At 70.7% G+C, this 20,586-nt stretch carries 16 protein-coding genes; 9 read left to right on the top strand and 7 right to left on the bottom strand.

The window, feature by feature from the left end:
• Window positions 1-600: 600 nt before the first annotated feature.
• The 9 genes from rpmH (at window position 601) to ELX43_RS17480 (ending at window position 10,326) form a co-directional block, all read left to right on the top strand.
• Window positions 601-744, top strand: coding sequence for a 50S ribosomal protein L34 (gene rpmH, locus ELX43_RS17520; protein ID WP_127784541.1), 144 nt, complete (start codon window positions 601-603; stop codon window positions 742-744).
• A gap of 14 nt (window positions 745-758) precedes the next feature.
• Window positions 759-1,124 (top strand): ribonuclease P protein component, encoded by a 366-nt coding sequence (gene rnpA / locus ELX43_RS17515; RefSeq protein WP_127784540.1) that lies wholly within the window; start codon window positions 759-761, stop codon window positions 1,122-1,124.
• Window positions 1,125-1,165: 41 nt separating this feature from the next.
• Window positions 1,166-1,408, top strand: coding sequence for a membrane protein insertion efficiency factor YidD (yidD, locus tag ELX43_RS17510; RefSeq protein ID WP_127785014.1), 243 nt, complete (start codon window positions 1,166-1,168; stop codon window positions 1,406-1,408).
• 4 nt (window positions 1,409-1,412) lie between these two features.
• Complete coding sequence (gene yidC / locus ELX43_RS17505; protein ID WP_127784539.1) at window positions 1,413-2,606, top strand: membrane protein insertase YidC; 1,194 nt, start codon at window positions 1,413-1,415, stop codon at window positions 2,604-2,606.
• 108 nt (window positions 2,607-2,714) lie between these two features.
• Complete coding sequence (locus ELX43_RS17500; protein ID WP_241250016.1) at window positions 2,715-3,230, top strand: protein jag; 516 nt, start codon at window positions 2,715-2,717, stop codon at window positions 3,228-3,230.
• A gap of 83 nt (window positions 3,231-3,313) precedes the next feature.
• Window positions 3,314-3,991 carry a 16S rRNA (guanine(527)-N(7))-methyltransferase RsmG gene (gene rsmG / locus ELX43_RS17495; RefSeq protein WP_127785013.1) on the top strand — a complete coding sequence of 226 codons (678 nt, stop codon included), beginning with the start codon at window positions 3,314-3,316 and terminating at the stop codon, window positions 3,989-3,991.
• A gap of 215 nt (window positions 3,992-4,206) precedes the next feature.
• Window positions 4,207-5,280 carry an AAA family ATPase gene (locus ELX43_RS17490; protein ID WP_127784537.1) on the top strand — a complete coding sequence of 358 codons (1,074 nt, stop codon included), beginning with the start codon at window positions 4,207-4,209 and terminating at the stop codon, window positions 5,278-5,280.
• A complete protein-coding gene (locus ELX43_RS17485; RefSeq protein ID WP_127784536.1) occupies window positions 5,277-6,362 on the top strand; it encodes a ParB/RepB/Spo0J family partition protein in 1,086 nt (361 codons plus the stop codon). The genes ELX43_RS17490 and ELX43_RS17485 overlap by 4 nt, the downstream gene beginning before the upstream one ends.
• A gap of 3,316 nt (window positions 6,363-9,678) precedes the next feature.
• Window positions 9,679-10,326 (top strand): GNAT family N-acetyltransferase, encoded by a 648-nt coding sequence (locus ELX43_RS17480; RefSeq protein ID WP_127784535.1) that lies wholly within the window; start codon window positions 9,679-9,681, stop codon window positions 10,324-10,326.
• 134 nt (window positions 10,327-10,460) lie between these two features.
• On the opposite strand, the gene ELX43_RS17475 is transcribed toward ELX43_RS17480, so the two are convergent.
• The 7 genes from ELX43_RS17475 to ELX43_RS17445 all read right to left on the bottom strand — a co-directional run bounded on the left by ELX43_RS17475 (window position 10,461) and on the right by ELX43_RS17445 (window position 20,576).
• Window positions 10,461-11,618 (bottom strand): N-acetylmuramoyl-L-alanine amidase, encoded by a 1,158-nt coding sequence (locus ELX43_RS17475; protein WP_127784534.1) that lies wholly within the window; start codon window positions 11,616-11,618, stop codon window positions 10,461-10,463.
• A gap of 154 nt (window positions 11,619-11,772) precedes the next feature.
• On the bottom strand, window positions 11,773-12,096 hold the full coding sequence (gene trxA, locus ELX43_RS17470) for a thioredoxin (RefSeq protein ID WP_127784533.1): 324 nt from the start codon (window positions 12,094-12,096) through the stop codon (window positions 11,773-11,775).
• A 48-nt stretch (window positions 12,097-12,144) separates the two neighbouring features.
• Window positions 12,145-13,188 carry a thioredoxin-disulfide reductase gene (gene trxB / locus ELX43_RS17465; protein WP_241249444.1) on the bottom strand — a complete coding sequence of 348 codons (1,044 nt, stop codon included), beginning with the start codon at window positions 13,186-13,188 and terminating at the stop codon, window positions 12,145-12,147.
• Between the two features lie 81 nt (window positions 13,189-13,269).
• Window positions 13,270-14,025, bottom strand: a complete 756-nt coding sequence (locus ELX43_RS17460) for a hypothetical protein (protein WP_127784532.1) — start codon at window positions 14,023-14,025, stop codon at window positions 13,270-13,272.
• Window positions 14,022-14,735 carry an RNA polymerase sigma factor SigM gene (sigM, locus tag ELX43_RS17455; protein WP_127784531.1) on the bottom strand — a complete coding sequence of 238 codons (714 nt, stop codon included), beginning with the start codon at window positions 14,733-14,735 and terminating at the stop codon, window positions 14,022-14,024. The genes ELX43_RS17460 and sigM overlap by 4 nt, the downstream gene beginning before the upstream one ends.
• 10 nt (window positions 14,736-14,745) lie before the next feature.
• On the bottom strand, window positions 14,746-18,309 hold the full coding sequence (locus ELX43_RS17450; protein ID WP_164860693.1) for a lipid II flippase MurJ: 3,564 nt from the start codon (window positions 18,307-18,309) through the stop codon (window positions 14,746-14,748).
• A complete protein-coding gene (locus ELX43_RS17445) occupies window positions 18,306-20,576 on the bottom strand; it encodes a DUF6049 family protein (RefSeq protein WP_127784529.1) in 2,271 nt (756 codons plus the stop codon). The genes ELX43_RS17450 and ELX43_RS17445 overlap by 4 nt, the downstream gene beginning before the upstream one ends.
• Window positions 20,577-20,586 lie beyond the last annotated feature (10 nt).

Here is a 20,586-nt window from a genome sequence, read left to right as displayed (position 1 = left end):
TGTCCTACCGTCCACAGAGTTGTCCACAACTGTGCACGGAGTTACGCGGGTCGCACCGCAGCCCGTGGGGCTCGGTGTGGCGTGGTGGGCAACGGCTTCCGGACGTGCCAGCTGCACGGACGCTGACCGCCGGATCTCCCCCCTGTGGCACTCATCACCAGAGCGAGTGCCCGGGGAAAAGTAACAACAACACACACCCCTGACAAGGGGTGTGCACCGCTCCAGTGGGAATTGGTCGGGCCGCCCCCGGCAGCCGAGGCTACGGGTCGCTGGCGTTGGTCCGTGCGGCGGCCGCGGCAGACCCCCGCGGCCCAGGTGGCCGGGCGACGGGCACCCCGCGACCACCCCGTGGGCAGCCCGCCGAACGGTGCTCGTGCGCACTGCGGGTGCCACCGGCGGCGGCTACTGTCGGGCAAGCACGTTTGACCGCCCGATTTGGGCTGCCGTAGTCTCGTGCAGTCACTGCACACAGGTGGCGATATCGTGCTGTGTCCACCCACGCCTTGCGTGGCGGACCCGCACGGAGGTCGCCTACGTGGTGGTCGTCCCGGAGGGACGTAGAGACATCGTTGATTCATCGAAGTGCAGGGAGTTCAAGTCGTGGCCAAGGGTAAGCGGACGTTTCAGCCGAACAACCGGCGTCGCGCACGGGTTCACGGCTTCCGGCTGCGCATGCGCACCCGCGCCGGCCGGGCCATCGTGTCTGCGCGCCGACGCAAGGGTCGCGACGAGCTCACGGCCTGAGCCGCGGCCTCTTCATGCTCCCGGCCGCCCACCGACTGTCCCATCGCAGCGAGTTCTCCGCCGTGATGCGTGGCGGTCGGCGCGCGGGCCGGTCCCGGCTGGTCGTCCACGCCTTGCGGCGGGACGGCGAGTCGGCGGAGCTGCCCAGCCGAGTGGGCCTGGTGGTGAGCAAGGCGGTCGGCGGCTCGGTGGTTCGCCATCGCATCTCCCGGAAGCTGCGCCACGTGATGCGTCCCGTGGTCGCGTCGCTGCCGCCGGGCACCGACGTGGTGCTGCGTGCACACCCGTCCGCGGCCACGGCCAGCTCCGGCGAGCTCGACGCCGACGTTCGCTCCGGCCTGCGGAAGCTGGGTTTCACGCTCGAGCCGACCCCGGCGTGAGCGTGCAGGCGCCGGTACGGCGCTCGCTGGTCGCCCGGGGAATGGTCTTCCTGGTGCGGCTGTACCAGACCTGGGTGTCGCCGTTGCGACTTCCCACGTGTCGGTTCCAGCCCACCTGTAGCAGCTACGCGGTCGAGGCCCTCGAGGTCCACGGCGCCTTCCGCGGCACCTACCTGTCGGTGTGGCGACTTCTGAAATGCGCACCCTGGCACCCTGGTGGATGGGATCCTGTGCCTCCCGCAGGCTCGGTGTGGCCGCGCAGCGCAAAGACTAGGAGCGAGTAGAACAGTGCTGGACTTCATCTACTACCCGGTGTCGGCGATCTTGTGGTTCTGGCACAAGGTCTTCGGCACGGTTCTGGGCGCGAGCAGCGGCATCGGCTGGGCGCTGTCGGTGATCTTCCTGGTCTTCACCCTGCGTGCAGTGCTGTACCGCCCCTTTGTGAAGCAGATCCGCACCCAGCGGCAGATGCAGGAGTTCCAGCCGCAGATCAAGGCGCTGCAGAAGAAGTACAAGGGCGATCGCCAGCGCCTGGCGCTGGAGATGCAGAAGCTGCAGAAGGAGCACGGGTTCAACCCCGTCGCCGGCTGTCTGCCCGTGCTGCTGCAGGCGCCGGTCTTCATCGGTCTGTTCCACGTGCTGCGCTCGTTCAACCGCACCGGCTCGCAGGCGCAGATCCCGTTCCTGAGCCCCACCGAGCCCATGTCGGTGGAGCAGAACGCGCAGACGGCGAACTACGTCTTCAGTGCCGACGAGGTGCGCTCGTTCCTGGACGCCAAGCTCTTCGGCGCGCCGCTGTCGTCCTTCCTCACCCAGACCGACGCGCAGCTCGAGGCCTTCGGCGACGTCAACAAGGTCGCCATCGCGGCGGTTGCCATCCCGCTGATGGTCATCGCGGCCGTCGCCACCCACTTCACTGCTCGTGCGTCGGTGGCTCGGCAGAGTGCGGCTGCCGCGGCGAACCCGCAGTCGGCGATGATGAACAAGCTCGTCCTGTGGGTCTTCCCGCTGTTCGTGCTGGTCGGTGGCCCCTTCCTGCCGGTCGCCATTCTCATCTACTGGCTGAGCAACAACGCCTGGACCTTGGTGCAGCAGCACTACGTGTTCGGCAAGATCGCCGCCGAGGACGAGGCGAAGAAGCGCGAGGCGATCGAGCGACGCGGCAGCAACGCCCCCCGCCCGGGTGCCCGCCCCAACAAGCCGAAGGGCCGCAAGGCCGCTGCCAACGGCTCTCCCTCGCTGTCCAAGGAGTCGCCGGAGAGCACGGCCGAGGAGGCTGACGACGCAGTGCTACCGGCCGAGGACACCTCTACGCCGCCGGAGTCCAAGCCGTCGCTGACCAAGTCACCGAGCAGCGGCGGGGCGGCCACGCCGAAGGCCAAGATCGCCAGGCCCGCCGCAGCCTCGGGCAAGCCTCGCCGTGGCGGCCAGTCGCCCAACGCCAAGAGCAAGTCCAGTCGCGGCCAGCGCAAGAAGCGCTGAGCGGCGCCGACGGCACGAGAGGAACACCCTGTGTTGGAGAACGAGACCGTGAGTGGTGACGAGTCCGAGCGCCAGGACCCGGACACCGAGCAGTCGGCTCCGCTCGACGTGCCGTCCGCAGCACCGACCGATGCCGCGCTCTCCGGTGAGGACGATGCCGACGACCCCTTGGTGGAGGAGGGTGACGTCGCTGGTGACTACCTCGAGCGGCTGCTGGACATCCTCGACTTCGACGGCGACATCGACCTGGACGTCGAGGGTGACCGCGCGATGGTCAGCATCGAGGGTGGTACCAACCTGGACCAGCTGGTCGGCCGGAAGGGTGAGGTGCTCGACGCCCTGCAGGAGCTGACCCGCCTGGCGGTGCAGCAGGTCACCGGCGAGCGCAGCCGGCTGATGCTGGACATCGCCGGATGGCGTGCCGAGCGGCGTGCCGAGCTGAGCCGGCTGGGAGCCACCGTGGCTGAGCGGGTGCTGGAGAACGGCCAGCGCGAGGAGCTCCCCCCGATGACCCCGTTCGAGCGCAAGATCGTGCACGACGCGGTGGCTGCCGTGCGGGGCGTGGTCAGCGAGAGCGAGGGCGCCGAGCCTGCGCGCCGCGTGGTCGTCCTGCCCAAGAGCTAGTAACTGACACTGATGTCAGTTGTGGCCCCCGACCGGTTCGGTCGGGGGCCACACGGCGCTACGGGCCTTCCGTGGCTTCGCTGATGTTTCACGTGAAACCGAGAGGTGTGGTCGTGGAGACCGATCGAGTGGCTGCCCAGGTATTTGGTGACCGATTGCCGCTGGCTGAGCAGTACGCCGCGCTGCTCGCTGGTGCCGGCGTGGAGCGGGGCCTGATCGGACCACGGGAGGTCGACCGCATCTGGGACCGCCACCTGCTCAACTGCGTGGTGGTGCAGGAGCTGTTGCCGGAGTCGAGCACCGTGGTTGACGTCGGCAGCGGCGCCGGCCTGCCCGGCATCCCGCTGGCGATCGCCCGGCCAGACCTCACCGTGGTCCTCGTGGAGCCGCTGCTGCGTCGAGCCACGTTCCTGCAGGAGGCGGTGGACGCCCTAGGGGTCAGTGTGACCGTCCACCGCGGGCGCGCTGAGGAGCCGGCGACCCGCACTGCCGTGGGCGGCGCGGACGTGGTGGTCTCCCGAGCGGTGGCACCGCTGGGCAAGCTGCTCGGCTGGTGCCTCCCGCTCGCTCGCGTGGGGGGTCGGGTGCTGGCGATGAAGGGCAGCTCGGCGGAGGAGGAGATCGAGCGGGACCGCAACGCGATCAAGCGCATCGGCGGGGACAACCCCAGGGTGCTGGAGTGCGGCACGACCCTGCTGGACGTCCCGACCCGGGTGGTGGAGACCGAGCGACTGCCCGGACGGGGCGCGCGGAAGAGATGAAGGTCGCCCTCTGTCGACAAAGGTATGTCGGCCGGGGGGAACGCCACCCGCCCGTGGTGAGATAGACACAGCCCAGCTGCCGGGATCACCGAAGCCGGGCGTCGGCTGGACCGAGGCGTGGACGTGCGCTCGCCGAGCCCCACCGGCCGCGGTGGAAGCTCCGGCCGACGGCGCTGTGGTTCACGATGCGACACAGAGTGACTAGAGGAGCGTTGATGGCCCGGCAGCGAGACCGCGAGACAGATGTGCCGACGAGAGGGTCCCGGGGAACCACGCCTACCGGGCACGTGGCCGGCTCGGCCATCCTGGGCGCCGGCGTGGTGCTTCGACCAGCGGGCGACGACTTCGACACCCCCGTCGCCGCGGCGGCCGCCCGGGCAGCGCGGGTGCAGCACCACGGTGAGGTGGTCGTTCCGCGGCCGTCCTCCCCCCGGGTCATCACCGTCGCCAACCAGAAGGGTGGGGTGGGCAAGACCACCACCACGGTGAACATGGCCGCGGCCCTGTCCATGTTCAACCTCAAGGTGCTCGTGGTCGACCTCGATCCGCAGGGCAACGCGAGTACCGCGCTGGGCATTCCGCACCCGTCCGGAACTCCCTCGATCTACGAGGTGCTGATCGGTGAGGTGGAGCTGGCGGAGGCGATCCAGACCAGCACCCACTCGCCCAACCTGTGGTGCGTGCCGGCGACCATCGACCTGGCCGGCGCGGAGATCGAGCTGGTGTCGATGGAGGCGCGGGAGAAGCGGCTGCGCCGTGCGCTCAGCGAGGAGACGCTCACCGACCTGGGCATCGACTTCGTCCTCATCGACTGTCCCCCGTCGCTGGGGCTGTTGACCGTCAACGCGCTGGCGGCGGCGCCCGAGGTGCTCATCCCCATCCAGTGTGAGTACTACGCGCTCGAGGGACTCGGTCAGCTGCTGCGCAACGTGGAGCTGGTGCAGGCGCACCTCAACCCTGAGCTGCACGTCTCCACGATCCTGCTCACCATGTACGACGGCCGCACCAAGCTGGCCGACCAGGTGGCGGACGAGGTCCGCAACCACTTCGGCGAGCTGGTGCTCCGCACGATGATCCCCCGCAGCATCAAGGTGTCCGAGGCGCCGGGCTACGGGCAGACGGTCCTGGCCTATGACCCGGGCTCGCGGGGCGCGATGAGCTACCTGGACGCTGGCCGTGAGTTCGCCATGCGTGGCGACCTCACGCTGGTGTCGCCGGAGCCCGCAGAGCCTGGCGATGAACCCCTTTCCCCTGATGGACCCAGCGAGCAGAAGGTGCAGCAACAATGAGTCAGCAGCGACGTGGCGGCCTGGGACGTGGCCTGGCTGCGCTGATCCCGTCCGGTCCGACGGAGGGCCCGCGGCTGGGCGCCGCCGCGGCCGACGTGATGTTCGGTGCACAGACCGCCGCCGCGCCGAAGTCGGACCAGGTCACCCCCACCACCGGAGGCAGCGCCCCGTCCTCCGTGGCTGACCCGGCCCCGGTCGGTGGCCCGGACACGCCGGTCTCGGACTCCCCAGTGGGCGCGGTCTACCGCGAGCTGCGGACCGCCGACATCAGCCCCAACCCGAAGCAGCCGAGACTTGCCTTCGACGAGGAGGCCCTCGCCGAGCTGGTGCACTCCATCCGTGAGTTCGGTCTGATGCAGCCGATCGTGGTCCGGGAGGACTCCCCCGGGCACTACGAGCTGGTGATGGGCGAGCGCCGGTGGCGCGCGACCCAGGAAGCGGGACTGGAGACGATTCCCGCCATCGTGCGGGACACCGCGGACGAGGCGATGCTGCGGGACGCGCTGTTGGAGAACATCCACCGAGTGCAGCTGAACCCGCTGGAAGAGGCGGCGGCCTACCAGCAGCTGCTCGAGGAGTTCGGCGTGACGCACGAGGAGCTCGCCACTCGGATCGGTCGATCGAGGCCAGTGGTGTCCAACACCATCCGGCTCCTTCGCCTGCCGGTCCCCGTCCAGCGTCGGGTGGCGGCAGGGGTGCTCTCTGCCGGGCACGCCCGCGCGCTGCTGTCCCTCGACGGCGACCCGATGGCGCAGGAAGACCTGGCCGCACGCATCGTGGCTGAGGGGCTGTCGGTCCGGGCCACGGAGGAGGCGATCACCCTTGCCCGCCGCCACGCGGATGAGGCGCGGCCGTCGGCCCGGGGCTCTGATCGTCGGCCCGCCCGTCCCCCGGTGCTGCAGGAGGTGGCTGCCCGGCTGTCGGACAGCTTCGACACCAAGGTGACGGTGAGCCTCGGTCAGCGAAAGGGACGCATCGTGGTGGAGTTCGGGTCGGTCGACGATCTCGATCGCATCGTTGGTTTGATGAGCTCCCAGGGCGATGGAACCACTGTGGTCCGCCCCTCCGGGGACGCGCCGTAGTTTCATCACTGTGATGCCGGTCGGCTCCTGTCGATAGTGGTAGGTAGCCCAGCGATTCGATGGCGTGTGATCCATTGTGGACGGACCGGGTGAACGTGCCGCTGGGCGCGACCACTGCCAGGCCGACCGCGCCCGGCCGCGTCGGATGCCAGGGCAGTGCTAGCGAGCCGCTGCTCAACAGGAAGTCCTGAACGTCGTCGCTCTAGTGGTCCCCGTTCGAGGTGCCGCAGCTGATGAGGTTGGGGCCGTTAGGTGAGTGCCGGCGCACTCCAGCGCGGACCTCAGGGCGGACGCCCCGGAAGTGTGGTGCTCCGCCAGCAACTGACGCAATGACCCTGTCGGTGGACGACTTGGGGGTCAGCCGCTGGGTACGTGAGCCCGACGGACCACCTGGTGTCCCAAGGTCCTACCTCGGCGGTTCTCGGTACTGGTGGGATTGTCACCCAATCCCCCGCAACCGTGTCCGCGCCATGTACCGGTGTGGGGCGGCGCTTCCTACACCGGGTGTTTCACGTGAAACACCCGGTGTGCGAGTTGACCCCGCGCTCTAACCGCTAGTCAGTCGGGCAGAGTGTCGATACTGCAGCGAATGGCTATTCGTCGGGGATTTGGCGACGTTCAGCCCCCACCTATGCAGTAGCCAGTAGTTGGTGTTCGACAGCTGGATTGGTCCGGCTCGTCCACTCGCTTGCCGCTCAGCGCTGGCACCGGGAACGTCTCGTTCGCCCTGGATAGCCAATCGGCCTGGGGAATGCGCCGCCGTTGCCGGTTTGGGGGAGATCGGGTTCGCTGCGCCAACAGCGCGACCCTCGCTCAATTGGTGCCGGTCAAGATCCTGCCGTCGCGGTGCATGTTCCGGCTGCGTCTGCGCCGAAGATCGGCCACCGGGGTGTTTCACGTGAAACACCCAGGCGCGAAGTGGGCATTTCCGAACGCTGACTTGGCAGTACTTTCGGTCGGAGGCCCGGCTTTCGCGTAGCGCCGGTGCCGGTCGTTCAGCGCAGTGCGTCGGGGTGGTTCCCCGGTGTACGGATAGACCGCGAATGCCACCCGGCGGCGAGCTATTCGTACGATGACAGGGACGTGGCGGTGAGCGCCGCTCAATGGGTACCCGTCGGTTCCCAATCCACTGTGTTTCGGCCCGCCCTCATGGAGGAAGCGGGGGCGTCCACCAGCGTCACATCGACCGGCGTGCACGCCAGTCAGGCGTCCATCAGATATCGGTGCGCTCCTTCCAGCACCGGCTTCTCGCCGCGGAGGGTGCCGCGTGGGGCTGATCACGCAGTTCAGCACCACGGTGACCGAGGGATTGTCATCCGGTCTCCTGTCGCTACGCCAGAAATACCGAGTCCACCAGATTCGGCATTTTGGCGATGGCCGCACCAATAGACCCCCGTTCAGGCTGGACCGCGCAACGCGCACCGCGCACCGCGCACCGCGTCAGCCGAAGGTGCCAGGGCGGTGAAGCGGTCCGGACGGCCCCACGAACTTGGTCCGCACCACTCGCACCCCGCGGGCCGGCCTCGGTGGCCGCAATGTCTCGCGATCCGGTGGCACCTGGGCAGCATCCCGCGGCCCCGAACCGATACTGCAAGGCGGTGTTTCACGTGAAACACCACGGTGCTGTCCATGGGGGAGCCCCTAACCGCGGTGTCGCGGGGGCTTCAGCGGTATGCGCGCACGGCAAAGCGGTGCCGACCACTGCTCCTCCACCCGCTAGGTTCAGGCATTGGGCTGGCGGCGCCCTGGGCACGCAGCTCCCCGTCCTGTGCCCGCGCGTGAAGGCCTGCCGGGTGCTCGACCCACCATGGATTCATGGTGCCCGGCTACCGGGAGCTCGTTGATGGCGGATTGCAGAATCGGATCGGGCCACTCCGCTGGACGTGCAGGGGTCCGAGCCGGGCCTCCGGGAACAACCCCGTGGACGCGGCGGGGTGCGATGGTTCAGGTGAGGCAGGCGAACCGCGCATTCCCGCGGGTTCGATGGCAGGACGGGGGCTCCGGGCCTGCAGCGACACCCGCGCCCTTCGACAGTGCCCTGCGGGGCCTAGTGTCTACCGAGATCCTGGCCGGGGCCGGGGCCGGGGCCGGGGCGGTGGCGCAGCGCACCACCAGGGGGGTTGCACCCAAACCCTTACGCTCCAGCTGTTGCGGTCGGAATCCAGTAGTGGTTGACCGCCGGCGCGGGATCAGGTGGCGTCGCCGATCTCCGGTCCGGCGATAAAGGTTCCTCTGGGCGGACGTGGTCGGGAGAGCTCGCGTAGCCGGAGCTCGGTGGTCTCCCAATCATTTTCTGCCAGCGATCCCGATGCTGCTGCGTTGGCGCTCGACAAAGTCTGGCCAGGCTTTCTCGGGGCCGTACCGACGGCCACCCGCACCTTTTCTGCCAGAAGTCGGTGTCGGTTCACGGCTCAACGTTGTCCCTGAGATTGCCCGGCACCAGGCAGTGGGAAAGACACCCCCGCTGCTGGAGCTCCTTGAGTACCGCACGGAGATGTCCGCCTTGTCCGCCGCAGCCCGCGGATGTTCTGCAATTGCACCGAGCATCGATACCGGCGCTTCAGCCGGCCACTCCGCGGAATGCTGCCTCAATGACGTGTCACTCCCCGGCGCTCAGCTGGGCCCTTTCGCCGTTCACGCTGTTTCACGTGAAACGAGCAGGCTGTCCGAAGAAGGCGAAAAAGGGGCGCCGCATGGTTCGTTCGCTCCTCAAGATCACACCATTCTCATGAGTCACAGTGACGAAACTGGCTGGGGTTGCGGCCTGGGTGTATTCAGGCCTTCCTGGGCGGTTTTTGGCCACGCCCAGCCACGCCTGGGTGGCGGTTGTTCTGATGCCATCAGGCAAGCGCGGTACGTGCCGCCATCCGTCTCTGTGCCGCCGCATCGGGCGGTGCCATCAGCGAGCACAGCTCGTGTGACCAAGAGGTGGCTGGACAAGCGGAGGAGTGTGCCGTGGGCTCGCCACTGCGCAGTGCCGTTTGCAGTGAAAGCCAGGTCGACAGCTCCCGGTCGTTCTCCGGGGCCGACGGGATGAGGATCAGTGCTGGGTGTGCACAGCCTGTGCAGAGGAGCGGCGTTCGCCCGAAGATCGCCAGCACGCCTCGCCGCCGCCGCAATCTCACTGGGGCGTGGTTGGTCCGCGGGGACCATGCCGTTGTTGGCACGTACTCGTTTCACGTGAAACGAGAGCCATTGGCTGCGCTGCGGGTGGCAGCCACCAGGCACCCCGCCCGACTATCCTGAACGTTGGTTCTGGGGTGCGCCTGCTCATGGTGGGTCGGGCGCACCGTACTCGTGGAGGTCGAGCTAACCCGTGTCGCGCCGCGTCGCCAATCTCACGCTGGACTCGCTCGAGCAGCTGCCGGGCACGTGCCGGCAGTGTGTCTTCTGGGAGCTCTCGCCCCACGCGGCAACCCTTGCCGCGAAGTACGGTCAGACCGACCTGGAGAAGGAGGCGTGGCTGTCCGGCGTCCTGTTGGACTGGGGTTCGTGCGGGAAGATCATCTCGGTCGACGGCCGTCCGGTTGGCTACGCCATCTACGCGCCGCCCACGTCCGTACCCCGGGCCGCGGCTTTCCCGACCTCTCCAGTGAGCTCTGATGCGGTGCTGCTGACCGCGCTGCACGTGGTGGACGGCTACGAGGGTGGCGGGTTGGGGAAGGTGCTCGTGCAAGCCGTGGCCAAGGACCTCGTGAAGCGCGGCGTGAAGGCCGTCGAGGCGTTCGGCCGGGAGGGGCTGGCCTCCGCAACGTCACCGAGCAAACCCGGATGTGTCATTCCCGCGGGGTTTCTCCGGCGGGCCGGGTTCGAGGTGGTGCGTCCGCACGAGCAGTGGCCCCGCCTGCGCCTGGAGCTCCGCGCGGCCATCAGCTGGAAGGAAGACGTCGAGGCCGCCCTGGACCGGCTCCTGGAGAGCGTCAGCCTCACCACGGTCGGCAAGGCGCCGAGCCACGCGATGTAGCGTGATGGCCGCTGTGGCGGCCTGAGACGTCCCGGCAGGGAAAGGGGCCTACCTGGGTGGCACCCGGGGCGCAGTGCGGCTGCTGTGGACCAGCACGGACCTGTTGTGGACTGCCGGGTGAGCCAGAGCGGTCTCTACCCGGTCATCTCTTCAGCGAGAAGCTCGGCGAAGGTGAACGTGCCGGTGGGCTGGTCGTCGATGCCCAGCATGTAGAGACGCTTGACCGCTACCACGATGGCCTCGGCAATGGCATCCCGCATGCGAGGGTGGGCCAGCACTGCACTGTCCTCGTCGTTGGAGAGGTACCCGAGCTCGACGTGGACAGCGGGCATCTTGGTGAGGCGCAGCAGGTCCCACGTGCGGCCGTGGTGCTGGCAGCTCTGCATGCCGGTACGGGCCACGATCTCGCGCAAGATGAAGCCACCGAGCATCTCGCCGACGGTGGAGCTGACTCCCTCGGCGTTGCCGAAGTAGAAGCTGGACACACCCTGGGCGTGCGGGGAGCTCCACGCATCGGTGTGCAGCGAGATGAGCAGGTCCGCGCCGCACGAGTTGGCGAACGCCGCGCGCTCGCTGTCCGGCGGGTTGGCGTGCTTGGGTCGAGACAGGAACGTCTCCACGCCGGTGGCGGCCAGCCGGCCCTCGAGCAGGGTGGCCAGGTCCCACACCACGTCGGCCTCGTTCAGCTCGGCCCCGGGCCCTTGGACGCCGTAGTGGCTGGCCAGGACGCCGAGGTCGTCGCCGCCGTGCCCGGGGTCGATGACGATGCGCTTGCCGCGCAGCTGCGGCCCGGACAGCCGGACCGCCTCTTCCTCGCGGATGCGCTGGGGCGAGCCGCCGGAGGCCATCCGAGCGAGGTAGCCGAGCGCGCGCAGCGTGGCCGGCCCACAGATGCCGTCGCTGGTGATGCCGCACTCGCGCTGAAAGCTGCGCAGCGCCTGGTCGGTCTGGGCGCCGAAGATGCCGTCCGGTCGGCCGGAGTTGTATCCCAGCTCGAGCAGCCGAGTCTGCAGCCCGACCACGTCGTCGCCGGACATCGGTGCGGAGAGCTGGTAGATGAGGGTCCGCGCACCCAGCTTGTAGGAAGCCTCCTTGAGCGCACGGTAGGTCGCGGTTCCCACCAGTCCGTCCACAATGAGCCCGCGGCGCTGCTGGAACGCCCGCACGGCGTGGTCGACGGAGAGGTCGAACACGGGCTCGCCGTCAGCGGTCGGCAGGTGCCCGAGATCGGCCAGGGCGGTGCGTACCTCGGCTACCGCGGCGCCGCGGTCACCAAGGCGGAGGAGCTGCATGCAGGGCCTTCCTGGGACAGGGGGGGGAGGTCTGAGGATCACCAGCGAGGGTGCCACACGGACGGTTGCTCATGCACCTCTGGTCACCGTGCGGCGCGTCCGGCACAGCACAGCCACCAGCCACGTCTGTGGCTGGTGGCTGCGGTGTGGAGAGTTAGATCACGTCCGAGAGGTCCTGCAGCAGTGCGGCCTTCGGCTTGGCGCCGACGATCTGCTTCACGGGCTTGCCGTCCTGGAACAGGATCAGCGTCGGGATGGACATGATCTGGTAGTCGCGCGGGATCGACGGGTTGGCGTCGATGTCCATCTTGGCGATGGTCAGCTTCTCGCCGTGCTCCTTGGCGATCTCCTCCAGGACGGGGGCGACCATCTTGCACGGTCCGCACCAGGTCGCCCAGAAGTCGACGAGAACGGGCTTGCTGCTGCCCAGGACGTCGTTGGCGAACGTGGCATCAGTAACGGTGATCGGGGCGGACATGAGTGCTCCTTGAATGTGAGGTTTGTGTGAGGCGAAGGGGGGTGTGGGTCAGTCCTGCGCGTGGCCGCTGACGCCGTAGCCGCCGCCGACCAGCTCGGGCGCGGTCTCGGCCGCGGGGTCCAGGTGGTGCTCGGCGAGCCAGCGTTCGGTGTCGATCGCGGCCGAGCAGCCGGTGCCGGCCGCGGTGATGGCCTGGCGGTACGTGCGGTCGACCAGGTCCCCGGCGGCGAAAACACCGTCGACGGAGGTGGCGGTGGACCCCGGTGCCACGACGACGTAACCCTCGCCGTCCAGCTCGACCTGGCCCCGCACGAGCTCGCTGCGCGGGTCGTGGCCGACGGCGACGAACATGGCCGTGACGTCGAGGGTGGACTCCTCCCCGGTGACCGTGTCACGCAGGCGCAGCCCGGTGACGCTGGACTCCCCGAGCACCTCGGTGACCACCGAGTTGGTGCGGAAGTGGATCTTCTCGTTCTGCTGAGCCCGCTCGAGCATGATGCGGGAGGAGCGGAACTCCCCCCGCCGGTGCACCAGGGTGACCGATCGGGCGAAGCGGGTGAGGAAGGTGGCCTCCTCCATCGCCGAGTCGCCGCCGCCGACGACGGCGATGTCCTGGTCGCGGAAGAAGAAGCCGTCGCAGGTGGCGCAAGAGCTGACCCCGCGGCCGAGCAGGCGCTGCTCGCCGGGAACGTCGAGGTAGCGCGGCGCCGCGCCCATCGCGAGGATGACGGCGCGCGAGGAGTAGGTGGTGCCGTGGGCGACCACCGTCTTGACCGGACCGGACAGGTCGACCGACTCGACGTCCTCCGCCCGCAGCTCGGCGCCGAAGCGCTTGGCCTGCTCACGCATCTGAGCCATCAGGTCAGGGCCCATGATGCCGTCACGGAAACCGGGGTAGTTCTCCACCTCGGTCGTGGTCATCAGCGCACCACCGAACTGGCTGCCCTCGAACACCAGCGGCTTCAGCTGGGCGCGGGCGGTGTACACCGCGGCGGTGTAGCCGGACGGGCCAGAGCCGACGACGATGACGTCGCGAATGGCATCAGGCTGGGTGGTGGTGCTGACGGTGGAAGATTCGGTTGAATCTGACACGTGCGCCTCCTCGAGGTCTTCGGTCACGCACTGATTCAACACCAGTGGCCCGACGCTTGTTCCGGCCGCCGGAGCCGCAGGTCAGCGTGCGCCGATGTCAACCCGGGAGCGGGTGGCAGCGTTGTCGGTGGCACAGTCCGGCCCCACCACGAGGGCGGTGAAGACCGCGGCCTGTCCGGTGGGCAGCAGCAGCAAGACCCCGGGCTGACCGTCGAGCACGACCTCCGAGGACCCCAGCACCGGCGCAGTGGCCGGGAAGCCGTTGGCCGTCAGGCAGCCGGCCAGCGCGTCGGCGGCGAGCGGGCCGAGGTCCTGCTTGCCCACCGCCCGCAGCGCCTGGGGACCCGGTGTGCCGCTGCCGAGGTCCAGCGGCGCCACTGCCGCGCTGCTGGGGGTGCTGATGGCCTGCGGGGTACCCGTGACGTCCTGTGGCCCCAGCGTCACGCTGAGCGCGACTACTGCGGCCACTGCGGCGGCACTGAGGCCGGCCACGGCTGCGGTGGTGGTGCGACGGGACGACCGCCGGCGGGTGCGCGCGGCGGCGAGGTCGCCGACCCCGGCGGGTTCAGCGGCGAGAGCGGCGTCGATGCGGGCGGCGAGCTCGGCGGGCACCGGCCCGGCGTCCGGGGCATGTGCCGTGGAGAGCTGCGCCACGGTGGCGTCCAGCGCGGCCAGGATCTGCGCGGCGTGGGGATCGGCCGCAGCACGCGGCCACAGGGCCTCGGCGAGGTCGGGCTCGAGGACGCCGGCGTGCAGGTCGGCGATCAGGTCCAGCGGGTACGGCGGATCCAGGAGCGTGCGCCAGCCACCGTCGTCCGGTGCGTCGCTGTGGCTCACAGATCCTCCCCTCGTCGTGACGTGCTGGGAGGTGTGACGCCGCGCCCGGTAGATCGGTTCCCTGCGCCGGGAGGGAGCTTTCCCACGGGTGCGGACGCGGCTGCCGACCGTTCGGCGCGCAGGTGTCCGAGGAGCACGGCGAGCTTGGCCCGGCCCCGCGCGCAGCGGCTCTTGATGGTCCCCTCGGCGACGCCCAGCGCACGGGCGGCGTCGGCGACGGAGTAGCCCTCCACGTCGACGGCGACGATGGCGGCGCGCTGGTCCTCCGGGATCTGCAGCAGGGCCTCGTGCACCAGCAGCTGCAGGTCCCGGTCGGCCATCGCGTCCCGAGGGGCCGCCGGTTCCTCGTGGTCGTTGTCGGGCAGGGCGACCGTGGGCCGGGCCTGCCGGCGGCGCATCCGGTCGAGGCAGGCGTTCACCACGATCCGGTGCAACCAGGTGGAGACCGCGGCGTCAGCACGAAACCGACCGGCAGCGCGGTGGGCGGAGAGGAACGCGTCCTGCAGCGCGTCGGCCGCCTCCTCCGGGTCGCGCGTGGTGCGCAGCGCCACGGCCCACATGCGGTCGCGGTGCCGTCGGACGATCTCCCCGAAGGCGTGCGGGTCGCCGGCGACGTGCGCGCGCACCAGCTCCACGTCTGTGCTCTCGGTCCGGCTGCTCGGCGACCCCCAGTCGCTCCCGCTCCGGCTCCGCCCCCCCGCGTCGCTCATGCGCCCCCGCTCACCCGCTCTTCTGGAACGTGATCTCGCTGATCTTGGTGCTGAGCGAGGCCCCTGATCCACCCAGCCTGGTGATCCACACCAGCACGTGCTGGGTGGCGGGTGCGTTCTGCAGCGCGACGTCGGTGCGCCCGGCCTGCAGGGTGGCGGTGCTGAGCACCCGGGTGCCCGCCAGGGTGGGGGTGGCCGAGGTGGCCGAGCGGATCTCGACCACGGTCCCGGCGCTGGGCGAGTCGATCGCCACCGAGGTGAGCCGGCCGGCCTCGGGCAGCGTGACCAGCAGACCCAGGCCCTGCTTGAGGGCAGGGAACTGCTGCAGGTACTGGTCGGAGGTCCACTGCGTGGCCGGGTTGCCGTCGATGACGCGTGCCGCCCCGCCGGCGTTGTCGGCCGTGCCCTGCGGGGAGAACACCGACACCGCGGTGGGCTGCACCGGAGCGCTGCTCGGCGGGGTGGCGCTCGGCGCCGGAGGCGGTGCCACCGCGCTGGGGGTGGCGCTGGAGGAGACCCCGGGCAGGCTCAGGCTGGGCAGCGGCGCATCGCTGCCGCTGAACGCCGAGACCGCCAGGTTCGCGAGGTAGGCCACGATCACCAGGGCCACGACGGCCAGCGCGACGAGCGCGGCGACCAGCTTGCGCGAGCGCGCCTGCCGCCGGGTGGGCGCGGCCACCGCGCCGCGCGGCCGGTTGGTGCGCGGCGCGGCGCTGGGTGCCGGGGTGGGCAGGTCGTACTCCAGCGGAGACTCCACCGGGCTCGGTTCGCCCCGGTAGTCCGCCAGCGTCCGGTCGTCCAGGGCCGGCATGTAGTCGGTGCGCTGGTCCAGGACGGCCGCCTGGTCGAGCACGGTCTGCACCGCAGCCGCCGAGCGGATGCCGCTGTGCGGCTGCAGGGCCCGCTCGATGAGCGCGGAGATCTCGAACGGAACACCGTCGCGGACCTCTCGGGCCGGCGGCACCGTGCCGTCGTCCCGGCGCGGTGCGGTGGGCAGCCCGCCGATGCTGTCGTCGTTGCGGTGCTGCGGCGCGCCAGGGGCGGCCAGCGGCCACGTGTCGGTGACCAGGGCGTAGAGGATCGCGCCCAGGCCAGCCACGTCGTCCTGGCGTGTCGCGGTGGCGGGGATGCCCGGGAAGGCCAGCACGGCGTTTCCGGCCGTGCTGATCCGGATGCGGTCGGGGTGGTCGAGGCCCAGCACGGTGCCGGCCCGGTGCGCAGCCTCGGTGGCGCCGGCCAGGGCCCGCACCGAGCGGGCGGCACCCACGGCGGGCGGCGTGGTGGCGGCGACGTCGGCCAGCGAGCGGCCCTTGGTCCACTCCGCGACCACGATGCCGCCGGAGCTGCCACGCACGATGTCGAGCACCCGGGCCAGGCCGGGTGAGTCCAGCCGCCCCAGCCGCAGCGTGCGGGTGAGCACCGCCTGCGGGCCCTCCTCCGCGGTGGCGGCCGGGCGGGGTGCACCCACCTGCGACTGGTCGGCGTCGACGAAGGTCAGCGCCACGTCCCGCTCGAGCACGGTGTCCCTGGCCTGCCAGAACCGCAGCGTGCCGGCCTCGCCGTGCTCGGCGAGGAGGCGGTAGCGGCCCCCGGCGACGGCGGCGCCGGGCACCAGGCGCGGACCGCGCACAGAGCGACGCGCTGCCGGGGTGGCGACGGTGGGGGCGTCGGCGCTGGCGCGCTGCTGGTCGGGTCGTTGGCCGTGCAGGGCGTGGTCCGGCACTGCACCACCTCCGTCGTTGGGGTCGTCCTGGCTGGTCGCTACCGGGTAAGGGTACGGGAGCGAGCTGGTGGGCACCGGCGGCAGAAGCATCGCCTCGGACAGCGTCGCGTCACCCGGGTCCGGTTGAGCCTCTGGGGTTTTGCGCCGGAGGACACCGGTGACGAAGCGCGCGGGCAGCCGCGCGCAGATGGCGTTGACCAGACCCTCGGTCTCCGGCAGCGGGAGCACGAGCAGCACGGCGTAGGCGACACCCAGGATCAGGATGGTGTGGACGGTCATCGACACCAGCGCGCCGGCCAGTGCACCGAAGGAGTCCTCCACCGCCTGCAGCGGCAGCACCAGCGAGACCAGGAAGTCCACCGCCACCCCCACGGCGCTGGCCAGGCCGACGGTGAGGATGGTGCGCAGCAGTGCCTTGGTCTCCAGGTTGCCCATCTGCCGGCGCAGCAGAACGCCCCCGACGAGGGCGCCCACCAGGAACCCGAGGCCGTTGGTGAACGCCAGCCAGCCCACCACCTGGTCGTCCTCGATGCCCGGCGGGATCCACAGCATCAGCGGGATCCGGAACAGCACCTGGCAGACCATCAGCACGGTGGGGATCCACGGCTGCTGGCGCGCGTAGAACACCCGCAGCTGGACGAGGCCGATGGCGAAGGGCAGCAGCCCGAACGCGGAGACGGCGACGGTGGCGCCGAGCCGGGACGCGTTCTCCACCGCCGCCTCGGTGCCGCGCAGCGAGAAGAGCGCGACGCCCAGCGTGGTGCCGTGCAGGGTGAACAGGGCGATGATCGGCAGCAGCCCGACGGTGGACAGCCGCGACGCCAGCGACAGGTCGCCGATCACCCTGGGCGTGTCGTCGGCCGCCGCCGCGCGGCTCATCCGCGGCATGATCGCGGTGATCAGCGAGACGCCGAGCACGCCGTAGGGCACCTGCAGCAGCAGCCACGCGTTGGCGAACAGCACCGGTCCACCGGGGTCGTGCTGCGAGGCCACCCGGTTGGTGACGATGAAGCCGGCCTGGCTGATCAGCACGTAGGCCAGCACCGCCACGGCCATCCCGCCGAAGGCCTTGAGCCGGGTGTCCAGCCCCCACCGCGGGCGCAGGTCCACGCCGGCGCGGCGCAGGGAGGGCACCAGGTAGAGGGCCTGCGCGACGATGCCCAGGGTGGTGCCGATGCCGAGCACCAGCAGCTTGGGGTTGGTCAGCGAGACCTCGAGGTCGCCGGGGGTGAAGTGGTACAGCACGATGACGGCGAGGGTCACCACGTTGTTGAGGACCGGGGCCCAGGCGACCTTGCCGAACACCCCGTGGGTGTTCAGGATCGCCCCGAACAGCGCTCCCAGGCCGTAGAACAGGATCTGCGGCAGCAGCAGCAGCGCGAACAGCGTGGCCAGGCGCGGGTCCACCTCGCCGTCGGAGTCGATGAACAGCCGCACCAGCCACGGCGCGGTGGCCATGGCCACGACCGTGGCCACCACCAGCACCACCCCGGCGATGGTGATCAGCCGTCGGGTGAAGTCCTTGCCGCCGTCGGTGTCCTCGCGCTCGGCGCGCACCAGCACCGGCACGACGATGCTGGTGAGCACCGCCCCCAGCACCAGCTCGGCGATGATGTTGGGCAGCGTGTTGGCGACGGTGAACGAGCTGGCGGCCGCCTCCAGGCCGATGGTGGCGGCGAGCGCGACCACCTTGAGGAACCCGGTGATCCGGCTGATCAGGGTGGGGATGACCTGGGACCCGCTGTTGCGCAGCAGGCCCGCGTCGCTGTTCTCCGACAGGTCGGTGGCCTGTGCGGCGGGAGCCACCCTCTCCTTCGCGGTGGAGGGGCTGGTCTCGGGCTGCGTGCTCACTGCTTCACCCAGGGTTCGTCGGCGCGGTCGGGCTGGCCGCGGAATCGGTGCCACAAGCGGCGGGCCACCAGGGCCACCAGGACGAGGGCCGCGGCGGCGGTGGCAAGGGCTGTTGCGGGACCGTACGCGGTGGACTGCACCTGCAGACGGGCCGGCTCACCCAGTGCCTGCCCGGTGTCGGTGGCCAGCGACACGTCGATGGCGAACTGCCCGGTGCGGTTGACCGACGTGGGCACCTGGAGCTGGCGGCCGCTGCGGGCCGGCAGCTCCTGCACCCCGATGTCGGTCACGTCCACCCCGGGCGGTCCCGTGGCGCGCACGCGCACGTTCACCGCGACCGGCAGATCATTGCGCACCACCAGCAGTAGAGGGCTCTGGGCGGAGGCCAACGTATACGTCCCTCCCGGTGCCTGCAGCGACACGCTGGCGTGCAGCTGGCCCAGCAGCTCGCGCACGGCGCCGAGCTGCTGGGCCTCCACCCTGGTGCGCTCCCGGGTGGTCAGGCCGTCGGCGGCGGGGGCCCCGCGCAGCAGTCCCAGGCGCAGCGGCGCGAGCAGGTCATCGGGGCTGAGGCCACCCTGCGCGTCCTGCACCAGCGCGCCCCGGAAGCCGCGGATCTCCGCGCTGAGCGCAGCGATGTCGGAGGTGACGGTGGCGGGCAGCTCGGCGGCCGAGGCCTGCACCGGGTAGCTCAGCGCCCCGTCGGCCGCGGAGCCCTTGGCCTGGTTCAGCAGGGTGGGCAGTGCGGTCGGCGTCGCCAGCCCGGCCTGGGTCAGCGCCCCCACCTGGGCGAGCACGGCCCGGGCGCCCTGCTCGTCGATCTCCCAGACCTGGGGCGGGGTGAGCAGCGCCGCCGCGGACGCCGCCGTCGGGCTCACCCCGGCCCTGCCGGCCTGCGCCCGGTTGAGCGCGGGCCAGGTGAGGGCACCCAGCGCGTCCTGCAGGCGGGCGGGGTCGTCCCGGGAGGTGGCGCCGAGCGCGGTGGTGATCGTGGGATCGACCAGGACGGCGGACAGGGTGGTGGAGCCGGCCGTGAGCTCCACCGTGGCGGCGTCGACCGCGGCCCCGGTCTCCCCCGGCTGGCTGACGTTGTCCCGGGCCAGCAGCACCGCGGTGGTGCCCAGCCCGCGCAGCGTGCTCGCGGTCCGGTCGGCGAGCAGCCCGTCGGTGGGCCAGACGACGTTGGGCAGCGAAGGCAGCCCGAGGATGCTGGCCACCGTCTCGCGGCCGGTGCTGACGGCCGTGGTGGTCAGCTCGTCCAGCGACGCACGGCTCAGGGCGTTGAGGTCGGCCTGGGCCCAAGGCATCGCCATCACGCAGCGCTGCTTGGCCACGGACGTCAGCCGCTCCAGCCAGCCGGCGGCCGCCGCGCCACCGGTGCCCGGGCGCACGGCGCCGTTGTCGTCGAGCACCTCGTAGCCGCGGACCATGGTCTGGGCGGTGACCAGCAGGTCGGGGTCGATCGCCAGGCAGGTGCTGGTGCGCGCTGCGCCGGTCGGGTCGGCCACGGGGGTGGTGCCCTGCTCGAGGGCGGAGAGCAGGCCCGCCAGCCGACCACCGTCGACGAAGGAGGCCGCCAGGTCGTCGCTGCTCAGCCGGGCCGGGGCGCCCAGCGGTGTCGCCACCACCCGGGTGTGGTCGGCCAGCGGCCACAGCACGGTGACGCCCGTCGGGGCCGGGGCCGGTGCGGGGGCGGGCGGCACGGGGACGGCACCGGGGGTGGGGGGCAGGCTCAGCACCGGAAGCAGGAAGTGCCCCTCGTCCAGGCGGGCGCGGGTGCCGAAGTCGGGGATCCCGTTGACGTTGACCAGCAGCGGGTAGATCCCTGGCTCGGTGAGGGCGAGGCTGGTGGTGAGGTCGCCGGTCAGGCCCAGGGTGAGGGAGAAGGGCGCGGACTCGCCTGGTCGGAGCACCTCCACCAGGTCCACGTAGGGAGCCTGGGTCACCAGCTCGCTCGGGCTGGACCGCAGGGCGGTGCGCAGCTGGCCGGAGGAGTCGATCGCCGCGCCGCGCTGCAGGCGCACCTGCACCCGGCGCACGTCCCGGTCACCGTCGTTGACCACCGACCCGGTCACCGTCACCAGTCCTAACGTGCCGGTGGTGACGGTGCTGGGACTGATGGTGTCGACCTGCAGGCTGACGAACTGGGGGTTGGGCACGGAGGGCACCTGCTCGATCGCCGCGGCGGCTTCCCGTCCGGCCGCCGAGGCCGAGGACAGACCCCCCAGCAGGGCCACGCAACCCAGCAGGACAGCGAGAACGGCCACAGCCAGCGGG

This window comes from Rhodococcus sp. X156, from assembly GCF_004006015.1.
Taxonomy (GTDB): Bacteria; Actinomycetota; Actinomycetes; order Mycobacteriales; family Mycobacteriaceae; genus X156.
This window is presented reverse-complemented; position numbering and strand designations above follow the sequence as displayed.

Coding starts and splice junctions, on each gene's coding strand:
- rnpA (WP_127784540.1), top strand. CDS start 759: ATGCTCCCGGCCGCCCACCGACTGTCCCATCGCAGCGAGTTCTCCGCC.
- yidD (WP_127785014.1), top strand. CDS start 1,166: ATGGTCTTCCTGGTGCGGCTGTACCAGACCTGGGTGTCGCCGTTGCGA.
- rsmG (WP_127785013.1), top strand. CDS start 3,314: ATGTTTCACGTGAAACCGAGAGGTGTGGTCGTGGAGACCGATCGAGTG.
- ELX43_RS17490 (WP_127784537.1), top strand. CDS start 4,207: ATGGCCCGGCAGCGAGACCGCGAGACAGATGTGCCGACGAGAGGGTCC.
- ELX43_RS17485 (WP_127784536.1), top strand. CDS start 5,277: ATGAGTCAGCAGCGACGTGGCGGCCTGGGACGTGGCCTGGCTGCGCTG.
- ELX43_RS17475 (WP_127784534.1), bottom strand. CDS start 11,618: ATGCAGCTCCTCCGCCTTGGTGACCGCGGCGCCGCGGTAGCCGAGGTA.
- trxA (WP_127784533.1), bottom strand. CDS start 12,096: ATGTCCGCCCCGATCACCGTTACTGATGCCACGTTCGCCAACGACGTC.
- sigM (WP_127784531.1), bottom strand. CDS start 14,735: ATGAGCGACGCGGGGGGGCGGAGCCGGAGCGGGAGCGACTGGGGGTCG.